The organism is Chitinophaga chungangae, assembly GCF_017742215.1.
GTDB lineage: Bacteria > Bacteroidota > Bacteroidia > Chitinophagales > Chitinophagaceae > Chitinophaga > Chitinophaga chungangae.
Genome location: NZ_JAGHKP010000001.1, coordinates 1,845,010 through 1,859,793, shown reverse-complemented (window position 1 = coordinate 1,859,793; position 14,784 = coordinate 1,845,010). Strand labels below are relative to the sequence as shown.

The following is a 14,784-nucleotide window of genomic DNA, read 5'->3' as shown; positions in this document are numbered from 1 at the left end:
AAAATACTAAATCCCCGGTATAAAATAAACTGGCGCCGGGATAATTCCGGCGCCAGCTATATAGTGTTTTAACTTTTTGGCTTTTTATGTAAACAGAATCAATCGAGCACCAGTACTTCCAGCCCGCTGTTCTTTCCGAAGAAATGGAGCGGCCTTCCGTCGGGGTGGTTCGTTACGATCCTGAGCATGCCATCTCTCCGGTCCGGCCGTAGTGTGGTATCCAGGTAAATATCGCCCCTATCTTCCTGTAAGGAAAAAGGTACGCCTGCCCTGCGGTCTACAAACATGGTGTTCCCCAAAAAGCGGAATGTTGTTGAACTGTCCAGCTCATAATAATTCCTGCTGCAAAGCAACTCATAAACTTCTTTTATTGTCATATACCTTTTTTAATGTGAAAGGTAAAGGGAAAGAACGGCCATGTTCCTGCGCGCATCAGTAGCGGTCTTTTCTGGGCCTGGCTTCGTTTACAACAATACTGCGACCGTCGAGCAATGTGCCGTTCAGCTCAGTAATAGCTTTTTGGGCTTCCCTGTCGTCCGGCATTTCGATGAAAGCGAAGCCTTTGCTTTGATTGGTGAATTTATCGGTGACGATGTTCGCGGAAGCAACAGTGCCGTAACGCGAAAAATGTTTCGTGAGGTCCTGAGAATTAAGAATAGCGCTCAGGTTTGATACGTAAATGTTCATTTGAAAAGTTTGAATGATGGAATGATCTGAGCTAAAAGCAGGGTAAAAAGAAGGAGATAACTAATCCTGGAAAAAGTATATCCAGCTGAGGCGAGCTGATGAACTCAAATGGTAACTTGCTAAAGGTAGTCTTATTTTAACCAAATCCCCAAAATACTTTTATTCTGCCGGCCGCGCAGTGCCCCGGCCCAGTTTTTTCAGCATAACGGCATGTGCCCGCAAAGCCTTCAGGAACGTTCGTTGTTCGTTATAGGGCAAACCGAATTCCCTGGCCGTACTTTTCACGATGGGCGCTAATTTCCGGTAGTGAACGTGGCAGATGTCGGAGAACAGGTGATGTTCTATCTGGCGGTTCAATCCTCCCGCGAACCAAGAAAGGATGCGGTTCTTCGGCGCAAAGTTGGTCGTATTTTCAATTTCGTGTACCGCCCAGGAATTTTCCATCTGTCTTTTATTCTCCGCATACACCGGCACGGCGAAATCCGACGTTTCCATGATATGCGAAGGCTGGAAAATGCAGGACAGCAGCAAGCCGGCGGTGAAATGCATCAGCAGGAAACCCGCGATCACAAAATACCACGGCATACCGGAAAATATCAGCGGCAATACAAGCACATAACAATAATAAAAGGTTTTGTACAGGGAAATCTGCCACATGGCCCGTGTCAGGGAAAGTTTTTGCTTGATCAGCAGGTCGAATTTCTTATACCGCGCCACCTGGAAAAAGTCCTTTGCCGTCATCCAATACAACGTCATGATCATATAAAAGAACCAGGCATACAGGTGCTGGTACCGGTGGTACCATTTCACCGGCTGATTGGGCGACAGGCGGATGAGGCCCATCGTGTCGATGTCTTCGTCCAGCCCGGAAATATTGGTGTAAGTGTGGTGCAGGATGTTGTGCTGTATCTTCCAATTGACCGTATAGCCGCCGATCACTTCCAATATGTAAGCGATAAATTTATTCGTGTTTTTGTTTGCGGAATAGGTGCCATGATTGGCGTCGTGCATCACGGCCGTGCCGATACCGCTCATGCCCAGCCCCATCAGGAACCAGAGCATGAAGAAAATCCATCCGTTGCCACCCGCTACGCCTGTAATTAAAAAGATATACGGAACAAAATACAGGGCTAACATACATGCCGTTTTTACCCACATCTGCGCATTGGCATAGGGTGAAATATTGTGCCGCTCGAAATAGGCCTTCGCCCTGGCTTTCACCGTGTCGTAAAAACTGCCGTCGCCTTTGGACGCAAAACGGACAATATCCAATTTGTTTGCTTTCATATGATAATAATAATGATAATAATCCTCCCGCAAAAACCCTGCAAAACATTTGTCCGGTCTTTATAACTGCAATAAAATAAAGCGCGAACGCCGGGGGACCGTTTTCTACAAATAACGGTTAAAAGCCGTTTTATTTAACAGCTTTAACATTTCCTTAGCGTTCTGTGGAAAAACGTCCGCAGCGGGACGAACATCTCCGCAACGGCGAATTTTTCGATTCCACCTAGTACCCTAACATCAGTTTCGTATCCACTAAAATCAAAAAGGTGGCGAACGGCGGCCTGCGCCGGAACGTTACCACGGAAGCAGGCCAAACCGCCACTCCAAGAACTTCATGTGATCACGGAGCTGATAAAAATATTCTTTGCCTCCGTCATTCCTGTATCACCCGTTTCAGGAGTTCGAGCCCGAAGCCGGAGATCAGCAGGCGTTCTTTTTTGTTGCCCAGCAACTGTTGCGTCCAGGTGGTGAAACCGCCGTCCACGATTTCCCATTCCTGTTCTTTTACCTGTATCACGACTTTGAACTGGATACCGGTATAATAATTATTCTTTGGGCTGTTAACGATCTTTTCGATCGATACCTCCGGCAAACGTTCGGCAAGAAAGCCGGAAACAGCCGTCAGTAAAGCATTTCCATCTGCAGTTCCCTCCCGCGCGATCAGGCGCAGGCGCATTTGCGTGATGCCGAAAACCCCTCGCAGCACGGCGGCCCAGGCGGCGGCATGTTTGTAAAGACTTTCGCATTCGAAGCGGTAACTTCCGCGGTCCATGCCGGCGCTGGTAAGGCAGGCGATGGTAAAATGCGGCGTGAAGGCTTTGGAAGGAAGCGGCTGCGTGCGCACATGGCGTTGCACGGCGCAGAGGTCCGCTTCGTGTATCGCACCCTGCTGTTTCAGCTCCGCGATATGCAGGGCGAGCGCGTTCGTGGCGTCCGCCAACACTTCCGCTCCCCTCGTGGCGCTCATTACCTTTTCCTGGCTCACGGCGCCGAAAACGGAACAGCTGCCGAGCGGGGAAACCGGCGATAACATCACCGGGCTGAAATGCATCCGTTCGAGCGTTTGCAGCGTAGCCAGCTGCAGAGTGGCGAAAACAACGGCATTCATGTCCGCCGGTTTTACAAAGCGGTTCTGTTTGTATTGCAGCAGCAAACCGGGCGCGGAAAGAGCGGCCGCGCGGCGGTTGAACACTTCCAGCAGCAGCGTGTTAAAATCCGCCCCGGGCAAAGCCGCCAGCGCGTCCACGATATTTTTTCCTTCGCAGGCCGCGGCGATGCGGCCGATGATCTCCTGTTGCATAAGACATGATTCGTTCTTTTAAATTAGTAATTTTACCCGTATGGAACCATTGAAAGAAATGTTCAACCGGGAATTTTACCGGCATTTCGCGCAGGCCTTCGCCGGAGCGGATAAAAACTTCAACCCAAAAACATTCATCAAAGACGTTACGCAGGGCATGGAAACGCTTTCGCTGAACGGCCGGCTGCGCAATACTTCCGTAATGCTGCACAAACATCTGCCGGGTGATTTCACGAAAGCGGCGGAAGTGCTTTTCAAAGCCGCCCCTTCCCTTCAAACAGGCTACACGGCGCTGGTATTGCCCGATTTCGTGGCGTTGTACGGCAAACAACATTTCGATCTTTCGATGGAAGCACTCAAACGTTTTACGACGATCGGCTCTTCGGAATTCGCCATCCGCGAGTTCCTCAAAACCGACCTGGACAAAACCCTGAAAGTGATGAACAAATGGGCGGAAGATAAAAACCATCATGTTCGCAGGCTCGCGTCTGAAGGCAGCAGGCCGCGATTGCCGTGGTCTTTTAAGCTGGACGGGATCATCAAAAAACCGGCGCTTACGCAAACCATACTCGAAAAGCTGAACGCAGACGAAGAGCTGTACGTGCGCAAATCCGTCGCCAATCACCTGAACGATCATTCCAAAGACAATACGGCGTACATGCTGCAGCTGGTGAAGAACTGGGATAAACGCCACCGGCATACCGCGTGGATCATCAAACACGCCATCCGCACCCTCATTAAAAAAGGCGATAAGGAAGCGCTGGATATTTTCGGGTTCGGGGAAGAGGCGCAGGTGAAGTTTGGCAGGTTTTGGCTGGATAAAACTTCGCTGAGGCTGGGCGATACGCTGCAATTCAGTTTTCAGCTGGCAAGCAAAAAAGAAACGCCGCAAAAACTGGTGATCGATTACGCCGTGCATTACATAAAATCTTCCGGCGAAACGTCTAAAAAAGTATTTAAACTGAAAGAAACAGAGCTGCAGCCGGGGCAAACGCTGCAGATCGTCAAAAAACAATTATTCCAGGATCTTACCACACGCAAACATTACCCGGGGAAACATTTGCTGGAGATCATCGTGAACGGGAAAACCATGGGAAGTAAAGGTTTTAGCCTGAGCGTATAAATTTAACGCTGCCAGAATTTCCACCAGGGACGTGATTTGGCTGCAGCTGTTGGTTCCCGGACGACCGCCCGTTTGTATTTCTTTTGATCGAGGTATTCATCCATCGTCAGCCCGATGATGTCTTTTTTCAGCAGGTAAAACTCCCGGCCTTCGTATTCAAAGTCGCTCCAGAAATCGAAACCAAGCCCTTTGCAAAAGTCGTCCACATCATCGCCGTTCAATCTTACCTTTTCGCATTCGTATTCATCCAGCCCGGGCACAAACGGCTCTTCAAAAGGCAGCATTTCGCCACGGTCTATATACTTTTCCGGTTCGTCCCTGATCCCTTCCAGCTCTCTTTTGAACCGGCCGTTTTCGTACAGCAGCAGGTAATAATAATCGGAAGTGGTTTGACCTATGACCTGCAAAACGCTGGTCTGCAAACGGTCTGAGAGTTTTTCGAGCCAGCCGGGAAGTTTTGCGAAGGAATTCAGGTGCACGCGTATCCAGCCGTTCTGCATATCTTCTGAGACAAGAAAGCTCGGCGGCGTATCCTCCCCGTGTAATATCAGCGAAGAACATTTCAACACATCGGACGTATTCCCCTGCCGCACTTCGCTTACTTCCGAAAACTCCTGCAATGCGTCCGCCACCTGCCGGTGATCATTGTGCCGGATAAAGATATTCAGCCAGGTACCCATAGATATAAGGATTTTTAGATCACCGAAAATAATAAAAAAACCGGGGAAACCTTGTGGTTCCCCCGGCAGTGCATATTCAACTTTTATTTCCCGAAATACTTCGCTTTAGACGATGCGGCCTGTTGCAGCGAATGAAGCGCCGCGCCCGATTCGATGCCCAGGTCGGCCTCGATCACGTCCGCGCCCTGCCGTATCAGGTTGAGATAACCCGCTTCCAGCTCGGCGGCGGATATCTGGCCTTTCGTGAACTGCCGGTCGATATTGCGCGAGCTGCCGAGAACGCACATGGAACCGCGTTTGTGCACTTCGCTGAAGATGTTTTTGTCCTGCGGCATCTCGTGGCTCACGAACCCGACCAGGTTTTCCCAGGGCACGCCGCATTTGTCCAGCGCAGCGATCTGTTCCGGTTTGGCCGTCATCACTTCCATCACGATGTCTTTGCTTACCGCGTAACATTTCTGTATGTCTTCGATGGAATACGCGATGATGATGGCGTTGCCCTCGGCTTTGTGCTCCACGATCTTGGCGGCGCGCACGTCTACCGGCACATCTTTGGCATCTATCACCAATATCGTCTTTCCTTTCGCCCATTCCAAAGCTTCGTCCAGCGTGGGAATGGTGAAGTCCGTCAGATTGCCTTCGGTGTCTTTCAGCCGCAGCTTTTTCAGTTCCGCCAGCGTGTGGTCGGCTACTTTGCCCGTGCCGTTGGAAGTGCGGTCCAGCGTAGGGTCGTGCATCAGCACGATCTTGCCGTCTTTGGTAAAACGCGGGTCGATCTCCAGCATGGTCGGGTAATGGGAAAGCGTGTTCTCGAAAGTGGCGATGCAGTTTTCCGGGAAACCCTTGCGCGGCCCGCCGCGATGCGAACATACGAAAGGCAGCCTGTCGGGCGTGTACCGGAAAAAATCCTTGATCTCTTTTGCGTTGCCGGTATTGATGGTGTGCAGCTGCGCGGGCTGGCGGAACCCGAAGATCACCGCCTGCGTCAGCAGCAACAGCACCGGGAGGATGTATTTGCTCTTCAACATATCTGTTCGTTATTTTTTGTATGGAAAATAAGATGCATCGGCAATGGTTGCCTTTTTCATGATGGCTTCCAGCTGCTTCACGACAGTTGGGTTGGCCGCCGCCACGTCGGTTGTTTCAGAAGCGTCTGCAGACAGATCATACAGTTCGGCAGGCGCTGATTTCCCGTCGGGCGTGCTTTTTTTCACGGCTTTCCATTTGCCGGAGCGTACAGCCCGGCTTTCCAGCCAGTTGCGCGGCAAGGTTACGCCGGGTTTGTCCCAGTTGTAATTGTAGGTGTAATATTCCCAGTAAAGGTACGGCCGTTCTCCTGCCAGGGGTTTGCCTGTCCAGGCGCCGTACAGCGAAATGCCGTCGAGCCCCGCGGGCTTTTTGATGTCTGCCGCGTCGCAGATGGAGGGCAGCAGGTCCCAGGCCGCGGTAACGCCGCTGGAAACCGTACCGGGCTGTATCTTCCCGGGCCAGCTGGCGATCAGCGGGCCGCGGATGCCGCCTTCGTAAAGGCTCGTCTTTTGCCCGCGCGAAGCGCCGTTGCTTTTGAAGAACTTGCCAAAACCAGGATTGGCCCCGTTGTCGCTGGTGAAAATGACGAGCGTGTTTTTGTCGAGCCCTTTTTCTTTCAGCGTTTGCAGGATGCGGCCGACATCCGCGTCCAGCAGGGAGATCATGGCGGCGTAGTTTTTCATCTGCTCCGGCCAGTCTTTATCCGCATACGCGGAGTTATCCGGTATCACGTGTTTCCCGTGCGGGATCGTGTAAGGCAGGTACAGGAAAAACGGTTCGTCCTTCCGGGCATTATCCAGGAACTGCATGGTCTTTTCCACGAACAGGCGATGGCTGTACGCGCCTTCTTTACCGTCCGCGTTTTCGGGCAGCATTACCTTTTTGCCGTTTTCGTAAAGGAAGGGCGGGTAATAGTTATGTGCCTGTATCTGGTCGAGGTAGCCGTAACAATAATCGAAGCCTTGTTTTTCAGGCCCGTGCCGCTCCCCTCCCAGTCCCCATTTACCAACCAGCCCGGTGCGGTAGCCCACGCTTTTCAGCAGCTCGGCGATGGTCACCTTTCCGGATGGCATGGGCGGGTCTTCCTTTTCGTCTGTCAGAAAGTTGCCGCGTATGGCGGTATGACCGGTGTGTTTGCCGGTAAGCATGGCTTCGCGCGAGGGCGCGCATACCGTGCTGCCCGTATAATGGGCGGTAAAGCGCATGCCATTGCGGGCCAGCGCATCGATGTTGGGAGTGCGGATCATCTGCTGGCCGTAGCAACCCAGGTCGCCATACCCCATATCGTCTGCCAATATGAGAATGATGTTAGGCCGCTGTTCCGCCGTTTTTTTCCCTGCAGGCGCGCCTGCAAGGCAAACACCGGCCAGCAGCATGATACCGCATCCGAAAATGGATCTTTTTTTATGCATGATTTACGGTTGTCCATATAATACTCCGCGGCCGCCTGTGCCCACGTACACTTTGCCGAACACGGTGCGGTCGCCAGCGAGCGATTTCACGCCCGCGGGGAATTTCTGCGTGCCGTTGTCTATCTGGTCCCAGCCGGCGCCGAGATTGGTGGAACGGTACATTCCTTTTACGCCGCCAACGGTGCCGTAAGCGAAGAGCGTGGGCGTGGCAGACCCGCTGGCAGGCGCGCCCCATGCAAAGGCCGTGCAGGTGGTAAGCGCGGTCACTTTGCTGAAAGTGGCGCCGCCGTTGGTGGTTTTGTAAAGACCGTTCCCATCGAGGCTTACCCATACTTCATCGGCTGTTCCCGGCCTTGCGGCTACGAACAAATATGAATTTTTGTTGGGAATGGCCGTGGCGTTCTGCTGGCTCCAGGTAGCGCCGCCGTCTGTGCTGGCGTAGAGGTAGCCGGTTTTGTAGATGTAAAATTTATCGCCGTCCACGCAATCCGCGGTGATGGAGAAATCTTTGCTCCACACATCGATCGCGTTCACCGCGCCGGTGGGCGCGCCTGTAGCCGCAGACCAACTGCTGCCCCTGTTGGTGCTGTAATACACCGCTCCGCCGCTTCCGCCCGCGATGTACACCATTTTATCGGGATTGGCGGATGAAATGCAGATCCTGCCGAGCTTCACGCCGGAAGGCAGCGTGCGCGTGGTCCAGGAGGTGCCGCTGTTGGAGGATGTGGCAAGGATGGTACCGGTGCCGTCGTTGCCGGAAGCGCCGAGGATGGCGATGTTCGCGGGCTGCGATTCGCAGTACGAAATGCTGAAACCTTCGTTGATGTTGTACAGTCTCGCAGACGGATAGGCTGTCACGTTATCGTGGCGGAAACCGAACACGTCTGCCAGGCCTGAGTACAGTGGCACTGTACCGGGCGCGGACGCGAGCGTGAGCACCACGGTTTCCTCATCGCCTTTGATGCGCGTGGTGAATGCCACATTGCCCGCGGCCCAAACGTTGGAGCTGAACCATACGCCGAACCAGTCGGAATAATACAGGTCGCCATGATGCAAAGGGTCGAACACGAGGCAGGATGTAGCGCTGGAAAACCAGCTGTTGGGCCACCAGGGCGCTTCCAGCGTTTTCGTGATGGGCAGTGATGTTGTGTTGATCTGTTCCCAGCTGCTGCCGCCGTTGGAAGAGCGGTAGAGCGGATTATTAAAAGTAGAGTAGCGCTGGCAAACGGCAATCTTGTTGTGATCGTAAGATTCCACCGCGATGCCGCAATAGTTTTTGTTCATGCCGCTTGCCGGCGTAATGTTCGTCCAGGTGCTGCCATTCCACACGGTAACGCCGGTGGAATGCGCCACGTACAATTTGCCGCCCATTACCACCATCCTGTTAGGCGATGCGGGCGCGCCGCTCATGGCGGAGAAAGTCATTCCGCCATCTGTGCTGCGGTAAATGCCGCCGCCGGGAATGCCCGCGTACACTTTGGCGGAGCGGCCGCTTACGCTGGAAGACGGATCGGTGGCCACGATGCGCACGTTCGCGCTGCCGGGCACCGTCGCCACTTTCGTCCAGGAAGTGCCGGTGTTGGTGCTGCGGTACAGGCCGTCGGTGCGGGTGCCTGCGTAGATCACCGTGCTGGTGAGCGAATCCACCGCCAGGCATTCGCCGGCCCAGCGGAGGTCGCCGTTGCCGTTGTAGGTGGTGGAAAACACTTTCGTCCAGTTGTCGCCGCGGTCGTTGGAGCGGTACACGCCGTCGTTGAGGGCGAGGTAAACCCTGTCCGGCGCGTTGGCGTCCAGCGCCATGCCGTCTACCCTGATGCTGCTGATGCCGTCCAGCATCGGCTGCCAGCGCTGGTTGGTGCCGTCCCAGCGGTAGGCGCCGCCAACGTCTGTACGGGCGTACATGCGGTTGCCAGTGGTGGGGTGAATAGCCATGCCGGTAACATACCCGCCGCCGCCGATGGCCACGTTGTTCCAGCTGTAAGATACCATTCCCTGTATGGATGAAACGCCGGAGCGTTTGCCGTCCAGTACTTCCTTCTCCACTTTCTCGCTCAATTTTTTACATGACCAGGCGGTCAGGATGGCCATGCCGATGGCGGCCACCATAGTCGCGGAAATTTTCATAAAACAAACTTTGGAGGTTAATGAATAGTGGTTTTCAAACATCAATAATTCGGGTTCTGTATGATCTTCGGGTTTTGTGCGATTACGCTGGACGGGATGGGCATCAGGTAGTTCTTCGTTGCGTCGAACGCGATCTTGCCGCCGCCTGCATTTACTTTTTCGTATACGGGTTTATTGTTCACCACGGTTATTTTCATCGCGCGGAGCGGTTGCGCGAAAATGGCTGCTGCTGTTTTCCAGCGGCGGATGTCGGAGAAACGTTTGCCTTCGAAAGCCAGCTCCACTCTCCTTTCCCGCCGGATGCGCGCGCGCATCTGCTCTTTGGTAAGATTGGCGGGAAGCTCCGGAAGCCCTGCCCGCTCCCTCACTTTTTTCATCGCTTTGTACACGCTTTCGTCCGGGCCAACGGCTTCGTTCTGCGCTTCCGCGTAATTGAGCAACACTTCCGCATACCGCCAGATGATGGAGTTTCCGCCGCTGCTGTTGCCAGGCACTACCGCCGGGTCTACCGCCTTTTTCATGAAATAACCGGTACGGCCTTTACCGCCGGCGCCGGACGCATCCAGCTCGTTGGGATTGTTGGCAACGCCGAGACGGGTGTAAATGATGCCGGCTTTCCAGGCGGAGCCGTCGTAAATGATGGTGGCGGCAAAACGTTTGTCGCGGTTGTCGTAAGGATGCCCGGGATCAAAAAGCGCGGAGCCTTCGGCTTCGGTTTTCCCGTCGAGGAATTCGTATTCGTCCACCAGGTCCTGCGTGGGGTTCACGGCGCCCCAGCCGCCGCCGTCAGACACTTTCACGGGGTTCCAGTATTTTTCCTTGATGTTCCCGCGGATGTTGGCCGCGTACTGGATATCGAAGATCACTTCGAGGTTGTTTTCATTGGCGGGCAAAAACAGCGCGCCGTAATCAGGGTACAGGTCGTAACCCGCGCCTGCTTCCATGATCTTTTTATTGGTGGCGGCGGCGTCCGCCCATTTGGAGGCATACAGCTCGGTTTCGCCCTTCAGCGCCCATGCGGCGCCTTTGGTGGCCCTTCCGGCGTCTTTAGCGGCTACTTTCAGCGGGAGGTCCGCGGCGGCTTCTTCACATTCTTTCTGGATAAAGGCCACACATTCTTCCCAGGTGTTGCGGGGATAAAAAATGTCGTCGCCCTGCTCGGCCTGGTTCAGCGGGACGGTGATGATGGGCACGCCGCCGTACAGGTCCATCAAAGATTTATAGAAATACGCGCGCAGAAATTTCGCCTGCGCCAGCATGCCTTTTTTGGTAGCGTCATCGAAATTGGAGGCAGACACGTTTTTGATGAACACGTTGCATTTGCGGATGTTCGTGTACATATTTTTCCAATGCGGCGTGAAGATCGGCGTAGAAGGGCCGTAAGAGCCCTGCGCGAAGTTCTGATACGAAGGAATGCCCGCCAGCGGGCCGCTGATGCTGTTGTCCGAGAAATTGTCCAGCGGGTCGTTGCTGATCTCAGACGGTACATTGGTGAACACCGTGCTTTGCGGGCCGGGGTTCAGGTTGTTGTAAATATCGTTGAGGAAAAGACCGGCGTTGGCAGGCGTTTTCCAAACGGAAGCGTCCGTCAGCTGATCGGTGGGCTCAATATCGAGCGAATCGTCGCAGGATGCCAGCGCAAGGCAGCAGGCCGCTATATAGAAAAGTTTGGTGAGTTTCATCTTGAATGCGTTTGCGGGTTAGAAATTGACGTTTAAACCGAAGGAGAACACCTTCTGCTGGAAATAATACCGGGCCCTTTTGCTGCCGCCGCTCACGCCGATCTCGGGATCGAGGTATTTTTCAGCGGAGAAAGTGAGCAGGTTCTGCCCGGCCGCATAAAGCCTGATGTTGGCAAGCCCCAGTTTTCTCATCACACCGGCGGGCAACGTATACCCCAGTTCGATGTTTTTCAGCCTGATATAAGAGCCGTCTTTCTGCCAGAAAGAAGAGACCTGCTGGCTGTTGGAGCTCGGCGAAGGCATGATCACCGGGTATTTGGCGTTCCTGTTCTCCGGCGTCCAGTAATCCAGCTGCTCTTCGAATATTTTTGCGCCGTTGAAGAAAGGCAGCGATGCTTCGTTGGTAAGCTGGAAGCTGGATTTCGTAGCGCCCTGCCACAACATGCTGAGGTCTACCCCTTTCCAGCCCGCGTTGACATTGATGCCGAAGATCACCTGCGGGAAAGCGGGATCGCCGATCACCACCTGGTCGTCGTCAGTGATCTTTTTATCGCCGTCGATGTCCGCATAACGGATATCGCCGGGCACGAGGGTGCCGAACTGTTTGGGCGCGCCGTCTATCTCTTCCTGCGACTGGAAGAAGCCGATGGCGAGCAGGCCGAACTGTGTGTCCAGCGGGCGGCCGGTACGCCTTCTGTTCGGATTGTCTTTGGTGGAAGCGTTCTCAAAAGTTTCCACCAGCGTGTTTTTCGCGTAAGAGAAATTTAAGCCGCCGCCGAGGGTAAAACCGTTATTAAACGCGTGGTTCGTATTGATGGAAAAGTCGATGCCTTTGTTGTCCATGATGCCTGCGTTCACCTGCGAAATGCCGATGCCGTATTCAACCGGCACCACCGCGGTGGGCGCCACCAGCATGTCTGACCGGCGTTCTTTGAAGAAGTCCAGCTCGATGCCCAGTTTGCCCTGCAGGAACATGCCCTCGATGCCGATGTCTGACTTTTTCGCGGTTTCCCAGGTGATGTTCGGGTTGGATTCCGCCCTTTCGAACACGCCCTGCACCTGCGTGAACTGCGTGCCTCCGAAACCATAGCTGCTGTTGAGCCCGTAGCTGCTCAGGTACTGGAAGGGCGAGCCCGCCAGGTTGCCGGATACACCGTAGGATGCACGCAGTTTCAGGTTATCGATCCATTTGAAATTGTCTTTGATGAAATGTTCTTCAGACAGTCTCCAGCCAACCGAAAAAGCAGGAAAAAACGCGAACCTTTTGCCGGGCGCGAAGAAATAATGCCCGTCATAACGGCCGGAAAATTCCACGAGGTATTTCTGCGCGTAATCGTAACCGAGCCTGTATACGAAACCGAGCTGTTTAAACGAGCCGGAAGAGCCGCTGTTGTCGAGGTCTGATTTGGAAGAGCTGCCCAGCGACAGTTCATCGAGCGTAACCTGGTAATTGAGGCGGGAAGCGCCGAAGCTGTTATTGTCTCCCTGGCGCAGCTCTGCTACCGCCAGCGCGTTTACGCCGTGTTTGCCGAAAATGCGTTTGTAAGTGATGTAACCCTGCAGCGTGGTGTTCACGGATTCGTCGAAGTCCTGGTTCAGCTGCGGCGAAGGCACGCCCGCTTTGGTTTCAACGAACTCGTCCTGCGCGTTGAGCGACCAGATGCTGTAAGGCAGCTGCCATTGTTTGGAAGTGCTGTAGTTTTTATCGTATGCGCCTACGGCTTTCAAAGCCAGGCCCGGCACGAAGGGGATCTGTTGTTCGATAGACAATTGGGTGAACAGCATATTGCCTTTTTTGCGGTTGTAGCCGCTTTCGTAAATGGAAGGCAGCAGTCCATTGCCAGGCAGGCCGTTGCTGAATTTCAGCTGGTTCACCAGCAGCGGTGGGTTTTTCGTAACGGAAGTGTAAATGCTGGTGCCCGTGGCCGAGCCCGGATTGTCCGTTACTTCCAGCGAGCCTTTTACGTCCAGCGACACCAGGGTGCTTTTGGTGGCGTTCACGTCTACGTTGGAAGCGAGATTGTAGCGGCGGTATTTGATCACGTCTACCGAGCCCTGCTGGTACATATGACCGAGGGAGCTGAAAAAACGCACTTTGTCCGAACCGCCGGAGAACGTGAGGTTCTGCGAGGTCATGGGCGCGTTGAAATCGATCACGTCGCGCAGCCAGTTGCTGTTCGGGTAATGATCGGGATCGGAGCCGTCTTTATATTTCTGCAGCTGTTCGTCGGAATAAGCCGGCGGCAGGCCTGCGTTTTTATTGGCGGCGTTGAGGGTGCTGGCAAAACCGTAGGAATCGAGGTATTTCGGGTACTGGGTGGGTCTTTGCACGCCGTACCAGGTGTTGAAGCCCAGCTCTACCTTGCCCTGTTTGCCGCGTTTAGTGGTGATGAGCACCACACCGTTGGCGCCCGCCAGGCCGTAAGGCGCAATGGCGGCGGCGTCTTTCAGCACGGTGAAACTTTCGATCTCGTTGGGATTGATCTGCGAAAAAGGCCGCGGTACGCCGTCTACGATGGTGAGCGCGCCGTTCCTGGAGCCGGTGGTGCCGATGCCCCTCACGCGAAGGGTAGCCGCATCCGCGCCCGGCTCGCCGCTGCCCTGGAAAGCCAGCACGCCGGAAACCCTTCCCGCGATGCTGTTGTTCACGTTGGCAACGGGGTTGCGCGCAATGTCCTGTCCCTTCAGCGTGGAAACTGCCGCGGTGGTGGACAATTTTTTCTGCGTGCCGTAACCTACCACGATCACTTCGTTCAATCCCTTCAGTTCTTCTTCCAGCACGATCTCCAGCAGCGTTCTGCCGTTCACCGGCACTTCGCGCATCTGGAAGCCTACGTAGGAAACCACCAGCACCGCGTCTTCCGGCACGTTCAGTTCAAAACGCCCTTCGGGATTGGTGACGGTGCCGGTGGACGTGCCTTTTACGATCAGCGTTACGCCCGGCAGCAGCGTGCCTTTATTATCTTTCACGACGCCCCTCACGCCGAGGAATTTCGCGTCGGGCGAAGCGGTGATCGCTATCACGGAATCTGACAGTATCTTGTAATTCAGGTTGGACGGCGCCAGCAGCGAGGAAAGGATGTCCGTCAGTTTCTGCGCGCCGTTGGTGGTATAGGAAACCGTTTTGCGCAGGCCGGCTTCTTTCGAGTTATAGAAAAAACGGCACCCGGTGGCCGCTTCGATCTTTTCAAGTGCGTGGGAGAGTTTTATTTCCTTAACATTCAGCGAAAGCTTGATGTCTTTCTGGGACCTGGCAGACAACTGCATGCAAAACAGGAAAACAGCAAGTAGCGTCAGTCGCATAGTTCTATCAATTTGCTTGACATTCACATAATGGCGCAGCCGTCCATTAAGTAGATTTTTTTTCATACTTTTAGCTTTTATTGGTTTTTGGAAGCCGCCAGTCTCACCTGCTCTTCCAAATAAAAATCAGTATAACCGAAAGGGGGATGTTGACGCA

The 14,784-nt window shown here is 54.0% G+C and carries 11 protein-coding genes; 1 reads left to right on the top strand and 10 read right to left on the bottom strand.

Features of this window, described 5'->3' with window-relative positions; all coding sequences use genetic code 11:
* Positions 1-98: 98 nt before the first annotated feature.
* The 4 genes from J7I43_RS07940 to J7I43_RS07925 form a co-directional block, all read right to left on the bottom strand.
* On the bottom strand, positions 99-377 hold the full coding sequence (locus J7I43_RS07940) for a hypothetical protein (RefSeq protein WP_209145002.1): 279 nt from the start codon (positions 375-377) through the stop codon (positions 99-101).
* 55 nt (positions 378-432) lie between these two features.
* Entirely contained in the window at positions 433-687 is a 255-nt protein-coding gene (locus J7I43_RS07935; protein ID WP_209145000.1) for an RNA recognition motif domain-containing protein, read from the bottom strand.
* Positions 688-846: 159 nt separating this feature from the next.
* Positions 847-1,974: a fatty acid desaturase family protein gene (locus J7I43_RS07930; protein WP_209144998.1), complete on the bottom strand. Its 1,128-nt coding sequence runs from the start codon at positions 1,972-1,974 to the stop codon at positions 847-849.
* Between the two features lie 373 nt (positions 1,975-2,347).
* Positions 2,348-3,274 carry a hypothetical protein gene (locus J7I43_RS07925; protein ID WP_209144996.1) on the bottom strand — a complete coding sequence of 309 codons (927 nt, stop codon included), beginning with the start codon at positions 3,272-3,274 and terminating at the stop codon, positions 2,348-2,350.
* Between the two features lie 40 nt (positions 3,275-3,314).
* On the opposite strand from J7I43_RS07925, the gene J7I43_RS07920 reads away from it, so the two are divergent.
* Positions 3,315-4,397 (top strand): DNA alkylation repair protein, encoded by a 1,083-nt coding sequence (locus J7I43_RS07920; RefSeq protein ID WP_209144994.1) that lies wholly within the window; start codon positions 3,315-3,317, stop codon positions 4,395-4,397.
* A gap of 2 nt (positions 4,398-4,399) precedes the next feature.
* Here J7I43_RS07920 and J7I43_RS07915 read toward each other — a convergent pair whose 3' ends face one another.
* The 6 genes from J7I43_RS07915 to J7I43_RS07890 form a co-directional block, all read right to left on the bottom strand.
* Positions 4,400-5,077 carry a hypothetical protein gene (locus J7I43_RS07915; protein WP_209144992.1) on the bottom strand — a complete coding sequence of 226 codons (678 nt, stop codon included), beginning with the start codon at positions 5,075-5,077 and terminating at the stop codon, positions 4,400-4,402.
* Between the two features lie 83 nt (positions 5,078-5,160).
* Positions 5,161-6,105, bottom strand: a complete 945-nt coding sequence (locus tag J7I43_RS07910; protein WP_209144990.1) for a glycerophosphodiester phosphodiesterase family protein — start codon at positions 6,103-6,105, stop codon at positions 5,161-5,163.
* Between the two features lie 9 nt (positions 6,106-6,114).
* Entirely contained in the window at positions 6,115-7,518 is a 1,404-nt protein-coding gene (locus J7I43_RS07905; protein ID WP_209144988.1) for an arylsulfatase, read from the bottom strand.
* Between the two features lie 3 nt (positions 7,519-7,521).
* Positions 7,522-9,642 (bottom strand): hypothetical protein, encoded by a 2,121-nt coding sequence (locus J7I43_RS07900; RefSeq protein ID WP_209144986.1) that lies wholly within the window; start codon positions 9,640-9,642, stop codon positions 7,522-7,524.
* A gap of 41 nt (positions 9,643-9,683) precedes the next feature.
* The gene (locus J7I43_RS07895) at positions 9,684-11,324 is read right to left on the bottom strand and encodes a RagB/SusD family nutrient uptake outer membrane protein (protein WP_209144984.1); all 1,641 of its coding nucleotides are present in this window, start codon (positions 11,322-11,324) and stop codon (positions 9,684-9,686) included.
* An 18-nt stretch (positions 11,325-11,342) separates the two neighbouring features.
* Entirely contained in the window at positions 11,343-14,627 is a 3,285-nt protein-coding gene (locus J7I43_RS07890; RefSeq protein ID WP_209144982.1) for a SusC/RagA family TonB-linked outer membrane protein, read from the bottom strand.
* Positions 14,628-14,784: the final 157 nt, after the last annotated feature.